This window comes from Pseudomonas brassicacearum (assembly GCF_003732175.1).
In the GTDB taxonomy this organism is placed as follows: domain Bacteria; phylum Pseudomonadota; class Gammaproteobacteria; order Pseudomonadales; family Pseudomonadaceae; genus Aquipseudomonas; species Aquipseudomonas brassicacearum_G.
Genome location: NZ_MOBI01000013.1, coordinates 13,084 through 32,718, shown reverse-complemented (window position 1 = coordinate 32,718; position 19,635 = coordinate 13,084). Strand labels below are relative to the sequence as shown.

Annotated in this window: 14 protein-coding genes; 4 read left to right on the top strand and 10 right to left on the bottom strand. The window is 59.7% G+C overall.

All coding sequences use genetic code 11. The features are described 5' to 3' along the window. Positions 1–110 precede the first annotated feature (110 nt). The gene (locus BK658_RS10965; RefSeq protein WP_259740075.1) at positions 111–3,014 is read left to right on the top strand and encodes a membrane-targeted effector domain-containing toxin; all 2,904 of its coding nucleotides are present in this window, start codon (positions 111–113) and stop codon (positions 3,012–3,014) included. 72 nt (positions 3,015–3,086) lie between these two features. Here the strand turns inward: BK658_RS10965 and guaA are convergent, their stop codons facing one another. From guaA to BK658_RS10940, 4 genes are all read right to left on the bottom strand, one after another. Further along, the gene (gene guaA / locus BK658_RS10960; protein WP_054595817.1) at positions 3,087–4,664 is read right to left on the bottom strand and encodes a glutamine-hydrolyzing GMP synthase; all 1,578 of its coding nucleotides are present in this window, start codon (positions 4,662–4,664) and stop codon (positions 3,087–3,089) included. A 99-nt stretch (positions 4,665–4,763) separates the two neighbouring features. Beyond that, a complete protein-coding gene (gene guaB, locus BK658_RS10955; RefSeq protein ID WP_123582295.1) occupies positions 4,764–6,233 on the bottom strand; it encodes an IMP dehydrogenase in 1,470 nt (489 codons plus the stop codon). Positions 6,234–6,350: 117 nt separating this feature from the next. Continuing rightward, positions 6,351–6,899 (bottom strand): sugar ABC transporter ATPase, encoded by a 549-nt coding sequence (locus BK658_RS10950; protein ID WP_123582294.1) that lies wholly within the window; start codon positions 6,897–6,899, stop codon positions 6,351–6,353. 166 nt (positions 6,900–7,065) lie between these two features. Then, positions 7,066–7,833 (bottom strand): sulfite exporter TauE/SafE family protein, encoded by a 768-nt coding sequence (locus tag BK658_RS10940; protein WP_123582293.1) that lies wholly within the window; start codon positions 7,831–7,833, stop codon positions 7,066–7,068. Positions 7,834–8,017: 184 nt separating this feature from the next. Between BK658_RS10940 and xseA the strand changes: the two genes are divergently transcribed. From xseA to leuA, 3 genes are all read left to right on the top strand, one after another. Beyond that, a complete protein-coding gene (xseA, locus tag BK658_RS10935; RefSeq protein WP_123582292.1) occupies positions 8,018–9,397 on the top strand; it encodes an exodeoxyribonuclease VII large subunit in 1,380 nt (459 codons plus the stop codon). 3 nt (positions 9,398–9,400) lie between these two features. Further along, positions 9,401–10,222: a M23 family metallopeptidase gene (locus BK658_RS10930; protein WP_123582291.1), complete on the top strand. Its 822-nt coding sequence runs from the start codon at positions 9,401–9,403 to the stop codon at positions 10,220–10,222. 478 nt (positions 10,223–10,700) lie between these two features. After that, positions 10,701–12,380 carry a 2-isopropylmalate synthase gene (leuA, locus tag BK658_RS10920; RefSeq protein ID WP_123582290.1) on the top strand — a complete coding sequence of 560 codons (1,680 nt, stop codon included), beginning with the start codon at positions 10,701–10,703 and terminating at the stop codon, positions 12,378–12,380. Between the two features lie 174 nt (positions 12,381–12,554). Here leuA and BK658_RS10915 read toward each other — a convergent pair whose 3' ends face one another. From BK658_RS10915 to hisS, 6 genes are all read right to left on the bottom strand, one after another. Then, positions 12,555–13,346 carry an amidohydrolase gene (locus tag BK658_RS10915; RefSeq protein ID WP_123582289.1) on the bottom strand — a complete coding sequence of 264 codons (792 nt, stop codon included), beginning with the start codon at positions 13,344–13,346 and terminating at the stop codon, positions 12,555–12,557. Beyond that, a complete protein-coding gene (locus tag BK658_RS10910) occupies positions 13,334–14,482 on the bottom strand; it encodes a pyridoxal phosphate-dependent aminotransferase (protein WP_123582288.1) in 1,149 nt (382 codons plus the stop codon). The genes BK658_RS10915 and BK658_RS10910 overlap by 13 nt, the downstream gene beginning before the upstream one ends. Positions 14,483–14,774: 292 nt before the next feature. Continuing rightward, the gene (gene der, locus BK658_RS10905) at positions 14,775–16,244 is read right to left on the bottom strand and encodes a ribosome biogenesis GTPase Der (protein ID WP_054595810.1); all 1,470 of its coding nucleotides are present in this window, start codon (positions 16,242–16,244) and stop codon (positions 14,775–14,777) included. Positions 16,245–16,501: 257 nt separating this feature from the next. Continuing rightward, positions 16,502–17,653 (bottom strand): outer membrane protein assembly factor BamB, encoded by a 1,152-nt coding sequence (bamB, locus tag BK658_RS10900; protein ID WP_123582287.1) that lies wholly within the window; start codon positions 17,651–17,653, stop codon positions 16,502–16,504. Further along, complete coding sequence (locus BK658_RS10895) at positions 17,646–18,287, bottom strand: tetratricopeptide repeat protein (protein WP_123582286.1); 642 nt, start codon at positions 18,285–18,287, stop codon at positions 17,646–17,648. The genes bamB and BK658_RS10895 overlap by 8 nt, the downstream gene beginning before the upstream one ends. A gap of 40 nt (positions 18,288–18,327) precedes the next feature. Beyond that, on the bottom strand, positions 18,328–19,617 hold the full coding sequence (hisS, locus tag BK658_RS10890) for a histidine--tRNA ligase (RefSeq protein ID WP_123582285.1): 1,290 nt from the start codon (positions 19,615–19,617) through the stop codon (positions 18,328–18,330). Positions 19,618–19,635: the final 18 nt, after the last annotated feature.

The following is a 19,635-nucleotide window of genomic DNA, read 5'->3' as shown; positions in this document are numbered from 1 at the left end:
CTCGCCTCTTACCCCCATTTCTCAAGGAGCGAGAAGTGAACACGCCTGAATCAATTTCCCCATCCCTCCTCCCGAACCCAGCCGACGAGCGATCTCTAAAAGCACTGGTAGTGCCCTTTACCGAGGCCTGCCCCGACATGCATGCGATGGCCCACGAAGTTGCAAAGGGCATACTCGACAAACATGGAATCAAGGGCATCGACCCGGACAAGGTCTGGTGGCACCGTTTCGATAACGTGTCGGTCAGCAGCCCCAAGGCTTTTCTGGGCTGGGAGCGTTATCCAAAACCCAGTGAGTCGTTGACCTTGCCGCAACTGGTCGTCCAGCGATTCCGCCTCAGCGATCAGGAAGACCCTGGCATGCCGGACGGCGACGGCGGCTTCTATAACGAAGGCCCGCACGCCTCCATTTTCAACGAAACCAACGAAGTGCGGATGTACCCCAGGGACGTCCTGAAGGACTTCTGGGCCCTCAACTTCAGCCAGTCCTACCGAGAAAAAATGGAGCGTTTCTGGCCCCTCCATTCGGACGACTTCCGTACCCTGGCCAAACTTAATTTCCTGGTGCAGGCACTCGACGAACACGATGGGGCTCGGCTGAACAACGAAAACCTCAAGACCGTGATCAAAGCCGTGGCCGGCAATGTCTCCTGGCCGGTCAGCCTCGATATGCTGCAAACGCAGGCACACCCTGTAGACGGGTTACGTGTGTGTGCCCTGGATATCGGGGGTTATCAAGCCACCGACATCCTCTGCATTACCGACCGCAACGGCGTGAACATTCTTTACACACCGGGTGAAACCCAAACATTTCACATCTTCACCACCCTGCTCGATTTCCATTGGTGGCTGCTGCTGCAAAACAACTTTGCGGAAAACCGGGCGCGATTCATGAGCCATTTTCCGTTGTCCGCCCAACAGCAGGACAACGGCAAAATCGGTCTGAACGCCACGATCGACCTGCTCTACACCACATGGGGCGCCTACGACCATCACCTGATCAATCAAAACGCCGAGCCGATCACCGGCGACGTTTTCAGCTGGTTGCGAGACTCGGTGAAGGCTCGCATGTATAGCGATGCGGACCTGTCCCTGCATTCCAACGGACAACTGCGAAAAAAGCTGTGGATTGGCTATCTGAACGCGTTTGTTCACCTCTTCGGCTCGATGGCCGGTCTTGGCTGGCCGGTGGCACTGGCTGCCGTTGGCGCCGGCATTGCCGATATGGGGTTGAACATTGACCAGGCGATCAACGGCAGTACCAAGGCCGAGCGCAAGGCGGGAGTCGTTGGTGCCATCTCCAGCGGTATCGAAACCCTGTTCAACCTGCCTTTCCTGCGTGGAGCAACGGAGCTTGCCGAAGTAGGTGAAGCCAGCGAAACCTTCAGTCCACAGGAAAGCGTCACCGAACCTGTCGATGAAGGACCAACCAACCCTTCAGGCATACCACCCATTGCCCGATTCGCCCCCGGTCCGGCCTATGCGGAGCAAGGCGCGGAGCTGCTCTCATCCTTCGAAACCAATGAAGTGCTGGATGGCTTGTCGCCCGTCAGCGAGGAAGGCAAGTTCGCGGGTATCTATCAGCCGCCAAGCGGCGGCAACTATGTGCTGATCAACGACAGTTATTACCTTGTACGCTACGTCGAGGCATTGAAAACCTGGGTCATCATTGACCCGGCCAACCCCTACTCGTTTTATCGCAGCCTGCCCGTTCGCCTGGACGCGGCCGGAGAATGGCAACCCATCAACCGTCCGGGCCTGTTCGGCGGTGGCAAATTCGATGGGTTATGGCCGTGGGGCCGTGATAGCACGCCGCTGCCGGACATCGACAGCCCGCCCAGCGCATACGATATGCCGCAGGCCTCGCGCGAACAGCTCAAAGACCTCGCCCGAGGGGGCGGAAGCAAATACGACCTCAAAGACTACACCGCCAGCCTGCCCAAGCCTGACGGTAGCAATCCCGTTGCCGACTTCAAGGCCATGCGGCAAACCCTGTACCGGGACGCTACGGCTTTCTTCGAATCAAACACTCTGCCAGCCAGGCCCGAGATTCCTTCCCTGCCAGCTCACCTGCCCGGCAAGGACATCATCAAGAAACTGTATCGCCTGATATCGGGGCTGGTGGTGGGTGAGAGCCATTCAAGCGTTGCCAGCAAACAGTTCCTGATCGAAAACATGGAGGTGCTGAGCAAGCAAAAGGTCAAGACGCTCTACATGGAGCATTTGCTGAGCGACTTCCATCAGGCCGACCTGGACATCTTCAACCGGACGGGCACCTTGTCCGAAGATCTCGAGAGCTACCTGAGAGCTCAGGATCGAGGGCACGGCACCGACCCCAGTGGTCAGTTCACGTTTCTGGAAGTGGTCAAGGCCGCCCGCAAAAACCATATCCGGATCCAGGCCATCGATTGCATGGCCAGCTACCGGAGCACGGGGATGACCGGTGTAGAACCTGACTTTCGGCAAAGGATGATGAATTTTTTTGCCCATGAGGTGATCAGCGCCGATCAGGCTGCCCGAGGTGCTCATCGCTGGGTTGCATTGATGGGAGACAGTCACGCCAGCACGTGGGAAGGCGTGCCGGGTGTCAGCGAACTGGAGGGGGGCATCAGTTTGCGCATAGAAAGCACCGATGCCGGTACGGCAAGGGGCATCGAAGTGGACCCGGGGCGTATTCCAACCGATAACTTCGGCCGGCCGCTGGCCAGCGTCAAAGGTGATCTGCGCCTGCAACTGGATACACCGCCCAGTGTTGCGCTGGCCGAAAATCTGGAAAAAGGTCTGCGCAATACAGGTGATTACACGGTGATGAATATCGATAAACGGGCCACGCTCATTCATCGCAGCAGCGACGGCACTATCGTTCGCACACTGATACAGCGCGACCATGGCTCGTTCTACGTTGAGCGACCCAAATGGCCGTCCATCAGTGGCCGACGCTACCCCAACATTGCGGAGTTCTCGGCGGCATTAAGGCTCATTGGGCTCAAACAGGTCCAGGTGGCGGGCACCTGATACGCAAAAGGCCCCGTGAACTCGCGCTCACGGGGCCTTTCAGGTGTTACGGACGATCAGTTGAAACCGGGATCATTCCCACTCGATCGTCGCTGGCGGCTTGCTCGACACGTCGTAGGTGACGCGGGAGATGCCTTCGATTTCATTGATGATCCGGCCGCTGACGGTTTCCAGCAGCTCGTAAGGCAGGTGTGCCCAACGTGCGGTCATGAAGTCGATGGTTTCTACCGCACGCAGGGCGACAACCCAGGCGTAACGACGGCCATCGCCCACCACGCCTACCGATTTCACCGGCTGGAACACCACGAATGCCTGGCTGACCTTGTGGTACCAGTCGGCCTTGCGCAGTTCTTCGATGAAGATGTGGTCGGCACGACGCAGCAGGTCGGCGTATTCCTTCTTCACTTCACCGAGGATCCGCACGCCCAGGCCCGGGCCCGGGAACGGGTGACGGTAGACCATGTCGTACGGCAGGCCCAGCTCCAGGCCCAGACGACGGACTTCGTCCTTGAACAGCTCACGCAGCGGTTCAACCAGCTTGAGGTTCATTTCTTCCGGCAGGCCACCCACGTTGTGGTGCGACTTGATCACGTGCGCCTTGCCGCTTTTCGCGCCAGCCGACTCGATCACGTCCGGGTAGATGGTGCCCTGGGCGAGGTACTTGATGTTGTCCAGTTTGTTGGACTGGGCATCAAACACGTCGATGAAGGTACGGCCGATGATCTTGCGTTTCTTCTCAGGGTCGCTTTCGCCAGCCAGGTTGTTCAGGAACTGGTCTTCGGCGTTGGCGCGGATCACCTTGACGCCCATGTTCTCGGCGAACATGGCCATCACTTGCTCGCCTTCGTGCAGACGCAGCAGGCCGTTGTCGACGAAGACGCAGGTCAATTGGTCGCCGATGGCTTTGTGCAGCAACGCGGCAACTACCGAGGAGTCAACGCCGCCGGACAGGCCGAGCAGTACGTTGTCGGTGCCGACCTGAGCGCGGACCTGAGCGATGGCGTCTTCAGCAATCTTCGAAGGCGTCCACAGGGCTTCGCAGCCGCAGATGTCGAGGATGAAGCGCGAGAGGATGCGACCCCCCTGCTTGGTGTGGGTCACTTCCGGGTGGAACTGCACGCCGTAGTAGCCGCGAGCATCGTCGAACATGCCGGCAATCGGGCAGCTCGGAGTACTGGCCAGGATGTGGAAGTCCTGCGGCATTTTGGTGACCTTGTCACCGTGGCTCATCCATACGTCGAGGCCGAACAGGCCATCAGCGTCGATATGGTCTTCGATGCCGTCCAGCAGGCGGCTCTTGCCGACCACGTCGACACGGGCGTAACCGAACTCACGCAGTTCGGAACCTTCAACCTTGCCACCCAGCTGTTCAGCCATGGTCTGCATGCCGTAGCAGATCCCGAAGACCGGGACGCCCAGGTCAAATACGGCTTGCGGGCAGCGCGGACTGTCAGCTACGTGCACGGACTCGGGGCCGCCGGCGAGAATGACGCCTTTTGGAGCGAATTCGCGAATCGCGTCTTCATCCATGTCGAACGGATGCAGTTCGCAGTAAACACCGATTTCACGCACGCGACGGGCGATCAGCTGGGTGTACTGGGAACCGAAGTCGAGGATCAGGATGCGGTGAGCGTGAATGTCGAGGGCCATGATTCAGTCTCGTCTAAGTAATTCAAAAACAGTCGTGATTCAGAAACAACTCGGGGCTGAATAGAACAGCCCCGGTTGCTTAACGATTTGCTTGAAGCTTCAACCTACGCGGTAGTTTGGCGCTTCTTTGGTGATCTGCACGTCGTGGACATGAGATTCCGCCATGCCGGCGCCAGTGATGCGCACGAACTCTGGCTTGGTACGCATTTCTTCGATGTCGGCGCTACCGGTGTAGCCCATGGAAGAACGCAGGCCGCCCATCAGTTGATGGATGATGGCGCTCAGGGTGCCCTTGTACGGAACACGCCCTTCGATGCCTTCCGGAACCAGCTTCTCGGCGCCTGCCGAGGAGTCCTGGAAGTAACGATCCGAAGAGCCTTGAGCCTGGGACATGGCGCCCAGCGAACCCATGCCACGGTAAGCCTTATACGAACGGCCCTGGAACAGTTCGATCTCGCCTGGCGCTTCTTCAGTACCGGCGAACATCGAGCCCATCATCACGCAGGAAGCACCGGCAACGATGGCCTTGGACAGGTCACCGGAGAAACGGATGCCGCCGTCGGCGATCAACGGAACGCCAGTGCCTTCAAGGGCAGCGGCGACGTTGGCGATGGCGCTGATTTGCGGGACGCCGACACCGGCAACGATACGGGTGGTGCAGATCGAGCCAGGGCCGATACCGACCTTGACGGCGTCCGCGCCCGCTTCGGCCAGGGCCTTGGCAGCAGCGCCGGTGGCAATGTTGCCGCCGATCACCTGGACTTCAGGGAAATTCTGTTTGACCCAGCGAACGCGGTCGATCACGCCTTTGGAGTGGCCGTGGGCAGTGTCGACCACCACCACGTCAACGCCGGCAGCAACCAGTGCCGCGACACGATCGCCGGTGTCTTTACCGGTACCGACCGCAGCGCCCACGCGCAGACGACCCTGGTCGTCCTTGCTGGCCAGCGGGTAGGCCTTGGCTTTTTCGATGTCGTTGACGGTCATCATGCCTTTGAGGGCAAATTTGTCGTCGACGATCAGTACGCGCTCGATACGGTGCTTGTGCAACAACTCGCGAACGTCGTTCTTGTCGGCGCCTTCCTTGACCGTGACCAGACGCTCTTTAGGCGTCATCACTTCACGGACAGTGGCGTCCAGACGGTTCTCGAAGCGCACGTCACGGGAAGTGACGATGCCGACCAGGTCGCCATCGTGCAGTACCGGAACGCCGGAGATGTTGTGCATGCGGGTCAGTTCGAACAGTTCACGAACCGTGGCGTCAGCCTCGATGGTGATCGGGTCCTTGACCACGCCGGCCTCGTACCGCTTGACCTTGCGCACTTCGGCAGCTTGCTGCTCGATGGTCATGTTCTTGTGGATGATGCCGATACCACCTTCCTGAGCCATGGCAATTGCCAGACGGGCTTCAGTGACGGTGTCCATGGCAGCGGAAACCAGTGGAATATTCAGCTCGATGCCACGGGTAAGGCGGGTTTTGAGACTGACTTCGTTAGGAAGCACCTCGGAATAACCGGGCACTAAAAGAATGTCGTCGAAGGTCAGAGCTTCTTGGCTGATACGCAGCATCGCGGGGGCTCCCGAGCGGGAAAATGGAAGCGCGCCATTATACTCAGACACCCCCGCCGGCTCAATGTAAAAGTCTGTCTATTATTGGTATTACTGATATACGGGTAACTCGGGGGCCTATAACTCTACCTTGACCCAACTCACCGGCAGGTCCAGCCAATCGGCGAACTCGTCGATGAAGCTCTGCTTGAACCCGGCCTCGGCCCAGTTATTGAAGATAAAGCCCAGGTTCGAGAAGCCGCATTCCTGCAGGAACAGAAAGCCGTTGATGTCGTCTTCATGCCCGCATTCCGGGCAGATGAAGTTGTCGGTGCGCCCCGGCATCCAGTCTTCCAGGCTTTCGAACAGCGCTTCGCCGATCTCCTTGCGGCATTCGGCACACCCGGCTTCTTCGAGAAAGCCCTTGGCCGGTGTATAGATGCAGCGCTTGGTGATGATTTCCAGCCCATTGATCGGCTCGCCAAACGGCAGCGCTTCGGGATGCAACACCACCGCCCGCGCACCCGGTGCGATGGCGTGAGCCATGCGATTGCCGGTACGACCGCAGGTGGTGAGTTGTTCTTCAATGATGTTCTTGCGCACCAGCCACCGCACAATCGCCCGCGCCCGAGGTTCGTGCACCGGCAGTGTGGAGATTTTCGGGACGATGATGCTTTGCGAGTTCATGGGTGCAGCCCTGTTGCAAACACTGAAGATTATCCCTGTGGGAGCGAGCCTGCTCGCGATGGCGGAAGATCAGGCAACGTCGATATTGACTGTGATGGCCTATTCGCGAGCAGGCTCGCTCCCACAGGATTTGGCGGTCGGCAGCTTAATCCCTGACAGGCTCAGGTCAAGTGTTCAGATACCTGACTATCAAGGCAATGCCACTGGCAAGCACCAGCCAGGTCACCAGCCGCACAAAGGCCTCGCGGGACAACTTCATCGTCAAGCGTCGACCGGTCCACAGCCCCAGCGCCATTGCCGGCAACAAACACACCGCCAGCACCAACAAGGGTAGCTCGGCATAGACCCCGGCGATCGCGAACAGGCTCAAACGCACCACCGTACTGCAACTGATCAACGCACTTTGCGTGGCGCGGGCCTCATCCTTGGGCAAGCGGCTGTTCAGATAGATTGCATATAAAAAGCCGCCACTGCCGAACAGCGCCCCAAACATTCCGCCCACCGTGCCCATCGGAATAGCCCAACCGGCAGCCAGTTGCGCAGGTCGGACTTTTACCCACAGGCTATAAATCGCATAGGCGCTGATAAACAGCCCCATCAATAGCAGCAACAGATTCGACTTGAGGTTCAGCAGGAAGATCACTCCCAACGTGCAACCCACCGCCATGCACGGCAGCAACCGCAACAATTCGGGTTTGGCGACATCGCGCCGCGACGGCAGCAGATTGCCGAATGCCGCGATGAAATCCAGCAGCACCAACAAGGGCACGATTTTCGACAGTGGCATGAACAGAATCAGGATCGGCCCGGCCACCAGCGCCGTGCCGAAACCGGCGACGCCGAAGACGATGTACGCCAGACTGATGCCCAGCCCGATCACCAGCCAGTCCATGGCGCCGAAGGCCCATTGATTCAATAACTCAAGCACGTTCATTCCCCCGTCTTCCTTGAATACCACTGACGACTTTACCCCCTGTGGGAGCGAGCCTGCTCGCGAATACGGTGTGTCAGCCACATTAATGTTGAAAGTTCATCCGCCTCGCGAGCAGGCTCGCTCCCACAAGGGTTTTTCGCGGACACATGGAGATTGATCGTCGAATGCCATTAAACTGCGCCCCATGATTAAAGATCCCTTTGCAAGACTCGGCCTGGACCGAGAAGTCCTGACGGTCAGCCAGCTCAACGGCCGCGCGCGGGTGTTGCTTGAAGACGTGTTCAGCAACATCTGGGTCGAAGGCGAAATCTCCAACCTCGCCCGCCCGGCATCCGGCCACATCTATTTCACCCTCAAGGACAGCGGCGCCCAGGTGCGTTGCGCGCTGTTCCGGCAGAACGCTGCGCGGGTTCGCCAGGCGCTGAAGGATGGCTTGGCGGTCAAGGTCCGGGGCAAGGTTTCGCTGTTTGAAGGGCGTGGCGACTATCAGCTGATTCTCGACACCGTGGAGCCTGCCGGTGACGGTGCGCTGCGCCTGGCGTTCGATGCGCTGAAGGAAAAACTCAGCGCCGAAGGCCTGTTCAGTGCCGACCGCAAAGTGCCGCTGCCGGCACACCCGCAACGCATCGGCATCATCAGTTCGCCGACCGGCGCGGTGATTCGCGACATCATCAGCGTATTCCGCCGCCGTGCGCCACAAGTGGTGCTGACCCTGATCCCCACCGCCGTGCAAGGCCGCGAAGCCACCGCGCAGATTGTCCGTGCACTGAAACTGGCCGACGCCCGCGGTTTCGATGCGCTGATCCTCGCACGTGGCGGCGGCTCGCTGGAAGACCTCTGGTGCTTCAACGAAGAAGCCGTGGCCCGTGCGATAGATGCCTGTGTCACCCCGATTGTCAGCGCCGTCGGCCATGAAACCGATGTGTCGATCAGCGACTTCGTGGCCGACGTCCGTGCGCCGACGCCTTCCGCCGCCGCTGAACTGCTGGCGCCGGACTCCAGCGACCTGGTGCGCCGGGTCGAAAGCCTGCACCGGCGTTTGGTGATGCGCATCCGCGACCGCTTGATGCGTGATCGCCTGCGCCTGGAAGGCATCTCGCGCCGCTTGCGCCATCCCGGCGAACGCCTGCGTCAGCAAGCGCAACGTCTGGACGACCTGGACATGCGCCTGCGTCGGGCTTTCGAGCGCAACCTCAATACCCGTCGCGAACGACTGATCCGCCTCGAAACCCGCCTCGCCGGGCAACATCTGGGACGGCAACTGGCGCTGCTGCGCCAGCGCCTCGACAGCCTCGCCGAGCGCCTGCCGCGTTCGATGCGCGAAGGTTTGAAGGCCCGTCGCCTGCAACTGCAAACACAGGTGCAAACCCTGCACGTGGTCAGCCCGTTGGCGACACTGGGCCGTGGTTACGGCATTTTGCTCGATGAACGCGGCAAGGCGATCCGCAGCGCCGCGCAGACTCAAAACGGCCAACGCCTGAAAGCCATACTCGGCGAAGGTCAATTGCAGGTCCGGGTCGAAGACAACCACCTGACGCCCGTCACCCTTTCTTTACTGGATTGATCCATGCCGCGCTTTCTTGCACCGCTGTTGTTGCTTTGCCTGACCTTCAACGCCCACGCCGACAGCTACATCACGCGCCTGCTGAACAAACCGGTACCCGGCGGTGTGGCGGTGGTCGATCTGGGCACTTCGGCTCAAGCGCCAAAGGCCAGCTATCAAGGTAAACCAGTGCTGGTGGTCAAGGAACAGAACAACTGGCTGGCGATAGTCGGCGTCCCCCTGACCGTCAAACCCGGCAGCCAGGCACTCAGCGCGGGTGGCCGTAACCTGACGTTCATGGTCGGCAACAAGAAGTACCCGGAACAGCACATCACCCTGAAGAACCAGCGTCAGGTGAATCCGAACCCGGACGACCTGAAACGCATCGACGCCGAACTGGACGAACAGATTCGCGCTTATCGCAGCTTCAGCCCGGTAACGCCGAGCAATCTGCTGCTGGACAAACCGGTCAATGGTCCGCTGTCGAGCAAGTTCGGTGTGCGCCGATTCTTCAATGGCGAAGAGCGCAATCCCCACGCAGGCCTGGACTTCGCAGTGCCGGCGGGTACGCCGATCAAGACCCCGGCAGCCGGCAAGGTGATCCTGATCGGCAACTACTTCTTTAACGGCAACACGGTATTCGTCGACCACGGCCAGGGCTTTATCAGCATGTTCTGCCACATGTCGAAAATCGACGTGAAAGTCGGCCAGCAACTGGCGCGCGGTGGCGTGGTCGGCAAAGTCGGCTCCACCGGCCGCGCGACCGGGCCGCACATGCACTGGAACGTCAGCCTGAACGATGCCCGCGTAGACCCGGCAATATTCATCGGCGCGTTCCAACCCTGAAATTGGATAAGGCCACTGGCCTCATCGCGAGCAGGCTCTCTCCCACAGTGGATTTGGGGTGTTTAGCAAATCTGTGGTCACACCGATACCCTGTGGGAGCGAGCCTGCTCGCGATGACAATTTCACAGGCACCGAAGAACTTCCCGCTGCCTGAATCTTCAATTGCGCTTAGCCCAACCCTTACGCAAACATCACAACAATTGCAGCCACACACAGCAATAAAATCTCGATAAAAAAGACTTTTCGGGTATTTATCTCAAAGTTTTTCGACTGCTTGCCATCTTTCACCCTCGCGGTTAGGGTTGAAGACATGAAAACTTCTCACACCCTCATTCAGCTTCGCCAGCACCGCAGCCTGTGCCTCGTCAGCGCACGACTGCCGGGCTGAATCGCGGTGCCTCGTCCCACGTTTTATCCAACGTTTTTTTGATCCACCGGCAGGCCGCCTTTTTTCGGCCCACACAATAAGGATTTTCCGATGAGCATGCTCAAAGACCCGTCTTCGAAATACCGCGCTTTCCCGACAATCGACATCCCGGATCGCACCTGGCCATCGAAGACCATCACTGCCGCGCCGATCTGGTGCAGCTCCGACTTGCGCGACGGCAACCAGTCGCTGATCGAACCAATGGACGCGGTGAAAAAGCTGCGCTTCTGGAAAACCCTGGTCGCGGTGGGCGTGAAAGAAATCGAAGCCTCCTTCCCGGCCGCTTCGCAAACCGACTTCGACTTCGTGCGTACCCTGATCGAAGGCGGCCACATCCCGGACGACACCACCATCCAGGTGTTGACCCAGGGCCGTGAAGACCTGATCGAACGGACTTTCGAATCCCTTCGTGGCGCGAAAAAAGCCATCGTTCACCTCTACAACGCGACCTGCCCTTCCTTCCGCCGGATTGTCTTCAATCAGGATAAAGACGGGATCAAGGCCATCGCCGTGAACGCCGCCAAGCTGTTCGTCAAATACGCCGCCCAGCAGCCGGACACCGAGTGGACCTTCGAATACTCGCCAGAGACTTTCAGCGCCACTGAGCTGGAATTCGCCAAGGAAGTCTGCGACGCCGTGATCGAGGTCTGGAACCCGACGCCTGCGCACAAGGTCATCCTCAACCTGCCGGCCACTGTCGAATGCGCTACACCGAACATCTACGCCGACCAGATCGAGTGGTTCGGCCGTCACATCAACCGTCGTGACAGCGTGATCATCAGCCTGCACACCCACAACGACCGCGGCACTGGCGTTGCGGCCACCGAGCTGGGCCTGATGGCTGGCGCCGACCGCGTCGAAGGCTGCCTGTTCGGCAACGGCGAGCGTACCGGTAACGTCGACCTCGTCACCGTGGCCTTGAACCTTTACACCCAGGGCGTTGACCCTGAGCTGGATTTCTCCGACATCGACGGCGTGCGCAAAGTCGTTGAGGAGTGCAACCAGATTCCGGTGCACCCGCGTCACCCGTACGTCGGCGACCTGGTTCACACCGCGTTCTCCGGCTCGCACCAGGACGCGATCCGCAAGGGCTTCGCCCAGCAGAAACCGGATGCGCTGTGGGAAGTGCCGTACTTGCCGATCGACCCGGCCGACATCGGTCGCAGCTACGAGGCGGTGATTCGCGTCAACAGCCAGTCCGGCAAGGGCGGTATCGCTTACCTGCTGGAACAGGAATACGGCATCAACTTGCCGCGCCGCATGCAGATCGAGTTCAGCCAGGTCGTGCAACGCGAGACCGATCGCCTGGGCCTCGAGATGACTGCCCAGCAGATCCACGCCTTGCTGCACAGCGAGTACTTGCAGGCCAACACGCCGTACGCACTGGTCAGCCATCGCCTGCAGGAAGAGAACGGCCATAGCGCCGTCGAAGTCGAAGTCTCCAGCAAAGGCCAGGGCGAAACCAACCTGCACTGGCGTGGCAAGGGCAACGGCGCCCTGGAAGCACTGGTGGCCGGTCTGCCGATTCCGGTGGAGATCATGGACTACAACGAACACGCGATTGGCGCCGGCACCAATGCCAAGGCTGCGGCCTACATTGAACTGCGCGTGAATGGCGAGCGTGCGGTGCATGGCGTGGGCATCGATGAAAACATCACCACCGCCAGCTTCAAGGCCCTGTTCAGCGCGCTGAACCGCTCCCTGAGCCAGCCGGAAGCGAAAGCGGCGTAACCTGCCAGCTGAAACGCAAAAGGCCCCGAGGTGAAAACCTCGGGGCCTTTTTTATCTTCAGGTTTTCATTGCCTGTCAGGCCCTCATCGCGAGCAGGCTCGCTCCCACAGTTGACCGCATTCCAATGTGGGAGCGAGCCTGCTCGCGATGAGGGTCTGTCGGGCGGCGAAGATCTCAGGTCAGCTCGAAGGTATCGGCATCCAGATTCGCCGGAAACCGCGTGCGATACGCCGCCAGCTCCGCAGCGTTCAGCACGACCTGAAACACCCCATCGGCCTCACCGGCACCCAGCAGCGTCTCGCCCTGGAAATCCAGCACCTGGCTATCACCGGTATAAGCAAAGCCTTTACCGTCGGTACCAATCCGGTTCACTGCGGCGACATAGCAGAGGTTCTCGATGGCCCGCGCCGGCAGCAAACGGTTCCAGTGCTGACGTCGTGCACCCGGCCAGTTGGCGGTGTACAGCAGCAGGTCGGTGTCTTGCGCGTCGCGGCTCCACACCGGGAAACGCAGGTCGTAGCAAATCAGCGGACGCACCCGCCAGCCCTTGAGTTCGAACTGCACCTGATGCTCGCCGGCGGTGTAATGTTTGTGCTCGCCGGCCATGCGGAACAGGTGACGTTTGTCGTAATGCAGGACCTCACCGTCCGGCTGCGCCCACAGCAGTCGGTTGCGATGGCTGCCATCGGCGGCCTGGACAATCACGCTGCCGGTAATCACCGCGTCAAGTTTGGCGGCCTGCGCTCGCAACCATTTACTGGTCGGGCCGTTTTCCGCTTCAGCGAGGGTTGGCGACTCCATGGAGAAGCCGGTGGTGAACATCTCCGGCAGGATGATCAGGTCGGCGCCCCGCGCCTGCTCCAGCAACTGTTCGAAATGCTCGAGATTGGCCTTGCGGTCATGCCAGGCCAATGTGGTCTGGATCAACGCAACGTTCAGATTGGGCAAGGTGGTCAGATCGCGCATAGTTTCTCCGCTGCCTGACGCAGCGTCTCCTCACGCTTGGCAAAACACAGGCGCACCAGACGCTGTTCCGGCAGCGGGTTCTGGTAGAACACCGAAATCGGGATCGCTGCCACGCCATGCTCGCGCGTCATCCACTTGGCCATCTCGATATCGTTCAGGTCCGGGCGGATCTGCGAATAGTCGACCAACTGGAAATAGGTCCCGGTGGCCTTGGTAAAGCTGAACCGCGAAGGCGCCAGCAAATCACAGAACAGATCACGCTTGGCCTGATAGAAACCCGGCAACTCTTCGACATGCTCCGGATGCTCGGCCATGAAGTCAGCCAGTGCGTACTGCAACGGGGTCACACCGCAGAAACTGACGTATTGATGCACCTTGCGCAGTTCTTCCGTGAGCGCCGGTGGCGCGACCACGTAGCCGGTCTTCCAGCCAGTGACGTGATAGGTCTTGCCAAAAGAACTGACCACGAAGGCGCGCTGGTACAGCTCTTCATGGGCCAAAACGCTGGCATGCGCTACACCGTCAAACACCAGGTGTTCATACACTTCGTCGCTGATCAGATAGATATCGCGGTCGCGGATCAATGCCGCCAACTGATCCAGCTCGGCGCGCGAGATCAGCGCACCACTCGGGTTATGCGGCGAGTTGAGGATGATCATTCGCGTGCGCGGGCTCAGCGCTTCGCCGAGTTTCTGGAAGTCGATGGCGAAATCCTTCCCCGCCAACGGCACATGCACGCAACGACCGCCGGCCAGCGCCACCGAGGGCTCATAGCTGTCATAGGCAGGATCGAAGACGATTACTTCGTCACCGCTGTGGATAACTGCCGCAATGGCACAGAAGATCGCCTGGGTCGCGCCGGGGGTGATGGTCACCTCGGTGTCGGCATTGACGTTTACGCCATAGCTGCGAGCGATCTTCGCCGCCACTTGCTGGCGCAGCGCCGGCAGGCCGGTCATCGGTGAATACTGGTTATGGCCATTGGCGATGTGCCGGCCGACCGCGTCGCACAAGGCTTGCGGAGCATCGAAATCGGGGAATCCCTGAGACAGGTTGAGCGCGCCGGTCTGTGCCGCGAGCTGAGACATTTGGGTGAAGATAGTGATGCCGACATTCGGCAGCTTGCTGGTGATCATCGGTGATTCCCTACTGAACACCCGGCTCTAACGGCGGCGCGGGAGAGCCCGAGGATAGCTCAAACGCCAGACACGAAAAAGGGCGCCATAGGGCGCCCTTCTTCTAATACCAAGACTTCTCACCTGTGGCGAGCGGGCTTGCCCGCGTTCGGCTGCGAAGCAGTCGCAAAATAAGCCGACGGGTTCTACCTGAACCACCTCGGCTGTAGATTTTGGGGCCGCTTCGCGACCCAACGCGGGCAAGCCCGCTCACCACAAAAGCCCATCCCGACGGGACGAGCCAGCTTTCGAATCAGCGCTTGTCGCGGCGCTTCTTGTCGGCTTTTTTGTGGTGCGTCATCAAGCGGCGCTTCTTGTTGACTTGACGGTCTGTCAGCGTGTTCTTGTTGCCTTCGTACGGGTTCTCGCCACCTTTGAACTCGATGCGGATCGGCGTACCAACCAGCTTCAAGACGCGACGGTAAGTGTTTTCCAGGTAACGGACGTAAGACTTTGGAACCTTCTCGACCTGGTTACCGTGGATCACGATGATCGGCGGGTTCGCACCACCCAAGTGGGCATAACGCAGCTTGATCCGGCGGTTGTTGACCATCGGCGGCGCGTGCTCACCAACCGCATCTTCGAGAATCTGGGTCAGGCGGTTGGTTGGCCAGCGGGTAACCGCGGACTTGAACGAGTTCTGCACCGACGCGTAGAGGTTGCCCACGCCAGTACCGTGCAGGGCCGAGATGAAGTGGATGTCAGCGAAGTCGACGAAGAACAGCCGACGTTGCAGCTCGACCTTCACGAAGTCGCGCTCGCTCGGCGTCATGCCGTCCCACTTGTTGATCGCGATCACCAACGCACGACCCGCTTCCAGGGCAAAGCCCAACAAGTTGAGGTCGTGGTCCACCACGCCTTCGCGGGCGTCCATCACGAAGATCACCACGTTGGCGTCTTTGATCGCTTGCAGGGTTTTGACCACGGAGAATTTTTCGACTTCTTCGTGGATCTTGCCGCGCTTGCGCACACCCGCGGTATCGATCAGCGTGTACTTCTCGTCGTTACGCTCGAACGGGATGTAGATACTGTCGCGGGTGGTGCCTGGCTGGTCATACACGATGACCCGGTCTTCACCGAGCATGCGATTGACCAGGGTCGACTTGCCGACGTTCGGGCGGCCAATGATAGCGATCTTGATACCGTCTTTTTCGCTCGGACCAGGAATGCGCTTGGCTTCCTCGCCTTCGGCAACGATCTCTTCTTCACCGTCTTCCGGCTCTTCGCTGTCTTTCGGGAAATCGCTCAGGGCGATTTCCAGCATCTGGGTGATGCCACGACCGTGGGCACCGGCGATCGGGATCGCGTGGCCCATGCCCAGCGGGGCGAACTCGGCGCGGGCCATTTCAGGGTCGATGTTGTCGACCTTGTTGGCAACCACGTAAGAACGCTTGTTACGCTTGCGCAAGTGCTCGGCGATCATCTGGTCGGCCGCGGTGAAACCGGCCTTGGCATCTACCAGGAACAGAACGACATCCGCTTCTTCAATGGCCAGCAGCGACTGCTCGGCCATTTTTTCGTCCATACCGTGTTCGTCACCGGAGATACCGCCGGTGTCGACCAAAATGTAGGAACGCCCTTGCCACTTGGCCTCACCGTATTGGCGATCACGGGTCAGACCGGACAAGTCGCCGACGATGGCGTCACGCGTCCTGGTCAGGCGGTTGAACAAGGTGGACTTGCCGACGTTCGGTCGGCCCACCAGGGCGATTACGGGAACCATGCGGCTCTCCACTTCGTTATTTCAGAAAATACAAAAGCCGCTGCGAGGCAGCGGCTGGTGCTCGGGGCAGCACTTGATGTGCTGCGAGCCTTGCGAAACAAGGCCGCTTGGGAATTACCCCAAGCATAGCTAAAGGGCCTGCGCTCGATCATGCTGCGTTGAAAATCAGCTCGGAATGCTCATTGACTGACGTCAACTCCGCTCCCTCGCTAATTTTCGCCTTGCCTGATCTTCGCTCGGCGCCTTTAGTAAAAATGTTACTTGATGGTCAGGGCTTCCAGTTTGCCGCTGTTGCCATACACGTAAATCATGTCACCCATCACCAGCGGTCGGGCACGCAGGCCGTCGCTGTCGATGCGTTCACGGCCGACAAAACGACCGTCCACCTGACTCAGCAGGTGCAGGTAACCTTCCAGGTCACCGACTGCAACGTAGCTGGAGAACACTTCCGGTGCCGACAGTTGACGGCGGGCCAGCGAGTCGTTGCTCCACAAGGAGGTGGTCGAACGCTCGTCGACGCCTTCAACGGTACCCGAAGACAGGCTGATGTAGACGCTGCCGAAACCTTGGGCGACACCGGCATAGCTGGAAGCATCACGCTGCCAGAGCTGACGACCGCTTTGCAGGTCCAGGGCCGCAACGCGCCCCTGATAGCTGGCGACATAAACCTTGTCGCCGGACAGCAGCAGGCCACCGTCGATATCGACCACGCGTTCCAGCTCCGAGCGACCCTGCGGAATCGCAATACGCTGCTCCCAGACCGGCACGCCGTTGGAGATATCCAGCGCCACGACTTTACCGGTCGACAGACCGGCAATCGCCAGACGGTTGGTCACGATCGGCGCACTGGTGCCGCGCAGAGTCAGGACCGCAGGCGTGCTGTCATACAACCAGCGCTGGTTGCCGGTGGAAGCATCCAGGCCGATCAGACGATCGTCCTGGGTTTGAACCACCACCACGTCACCGTTGTTGGCAGGCGGCGCGAGCACTTCACTGGTCACGCGAGCGCGCCATTTCTCTTCACCGGAGCTTGCATCCAGGGCAACCACTTCGCCCTTGAGCGTGCCGATCATGACCAGACCGTAACCCACGCCAACGGCGCCGGACACAGGCAGCTCAAGATCTTTCTTCCATTTGACGTCGCCGTTCATACGATCGAGCGCCATCACCACGCCTTTGACGTCGGCAGCATAGATGGTGTTGCCATCGATGGCCGGCACCAGCATGTTGTAGGTTTCGCCCTGACCGTTACCGACCGAACGACTCCACTGCTTTTGCAGGACCACTTCTTCTTTGAATTTGACCAGCTCAGCCGGCGGCAATTCTTTTTTGCTGTTGCTGCTGCAACCCGCGGCCAGAATGGCCAGAGCCAGCAATGCTGCATGTTTCCAACGGATCACGTCACGCATCCCCTTTGGCCAGGTCGTCCAGCTTGATTTGTAAGCCACCGACCGCCGCTTCATCCGACAGCGCAGCCTTGGCTTTTTGATAAGCAGCATGGGCTTCATCGGTACGACCCAACTGGACCAACAGGTCACCCTTGAGTTCTTCGCGAGTGGCCAGGAATGCCTGATCGGCATCACCTTCGAGCAGTTTCAGCGCTTCGTCAGCCTTGTTCTGTGCGGCCAGAACCTGAGCCAGACGTTGACGCGCCACTTCGCCCAGCGCCGGGTTGGCAGGTTTGTCAGCCACAGCCTTGAGCTGGCTTGCTGCGTCATCCAGCTTGCCGCTGTCGACCGCGACTTTCGCCACGAACAGGCTGCCGTATTGGGCGTAAGCCGTGCCACCGAACTCGCTGTTGAGCTTGTTGGCGAGGTCCGCTACACGGGCCGCGTCAGGCTTGCCGTCCGGGGTCAGCGTGGTTTCCAGCAGTTGCTGGTAAAGCATCGAGGCGCCTTGCGACTGATTGCTCTGATACTTGTGAAACGCCTGCCAGCCGAACACGATGACCAGCGCCAACAGGCCGCCGGTTACGAGAGGTTTGCCGTTACGCTGCCACCAGTCTTTGAATTCCGCCAGATGTTCGTCTTCGGTACTCGACACCCCAATACTCCTTATTCGCTAAATCGGCTGTTTGACAGCTTCAACCCTGCACGACGCAGGTGGCCAGGTGAGCGGCAAGCGCATCCCAGGCAATGCTTTGTTGTTCGCCCTGGCCACGCAGGGGTTTGAAACCTACCACTTGCTGGGCCATTTCGTCGTCACCGAGGATCAGTGCGTACAGCGCACCGCTCTTGTCGGCCTTCTTGAACTGACTTTTGAAGCTGCCTGCACCGGCATTGATCTGCAGACGCAGGTTTGGCAACTGATCACGAACCCGCTCGCTCAGTGTCAGAGCGGCCAGTTCGGCAGCCTCACCGAAGGCGCACAGGTAGACGTCAACCTGCCGGGAGATTTCTTCCGGGATCTGCTCCAGGGTTTCGAGCAGCAGCACCAGCCGCTCGATGCCCATGGCGAAACCAACGCCCGGCGTCGGCTTGCCGCCCATCTGCTCGACCAGGCCGTCGTAACGGCCACCCGCGCAGACGGTGCCCTGGGCGCCGAGTTTGTCGGTGACCCATTCGAATACGGTTTTGCTGTAGTAATCCAGCCCGCGCACCAGCTTCGGGTTGATCACGTAAGGAATGCCGGCAGCGTCCAGACGAGCCTTGAGGCCTTCGAAGTGAGTGCGAGACTCTTCGTCGAGGTAGTCAGCCATCTTCGGTGCATCGACCAGTGCCGCCTGGGTATTGGCGTTCTTGGTATCGAGCACTCGCAGCGGGTTGGTTTTCAGGCGGCGCTGGCTGTCTTCGTCCAGTTGGTCCAGGCGTGCCGTCAGGTACTCCACCAGCGCATCGCGATAACGACCGCGGGATTCGCTGGTGCCCAGGCTGTTGAGCTCGAGCTTGACCGCGTCACGGATACCCAGCTCGCCCCACAGGCGCCAGGTCAGCACGATCAGTTCGGCGTCGATGTCCGGACCATCAAGGTTGAAAACCTCGCAACCGATCTGGTGGAACTGGCGATAACGGCCTTTCTGCGGACGCTCGTGGCGGAACATCGGGCCGATGTACCAGAGTTTCTGCACCTGGCCACCGCCGGTGATGCCGTGCTCAAGCACGGCACGCACACAGGCCGCTGTACCTTCAGGGCGCAGCGTCAGCGAGTCGCCGTTACGGTCGTCGAAGGTGTACATCTCTTTTTCGACGATGTCGGTCACTTCACCGATGGAGCGTTTGAACAGCTCGGTGAACTCGACGATAGGCATGCGAATCTGCTTGTAACCGTAGTTATCCAGCAGACGCGAAACGGTGCCCTCGAAATGACGCCACAGCGGGGTCTGTTCGGGCAGGATGTCGTTCATGCCACGGATGGCTTGCAGAGACTTGCTCACTATAAATCCTTAAATTCG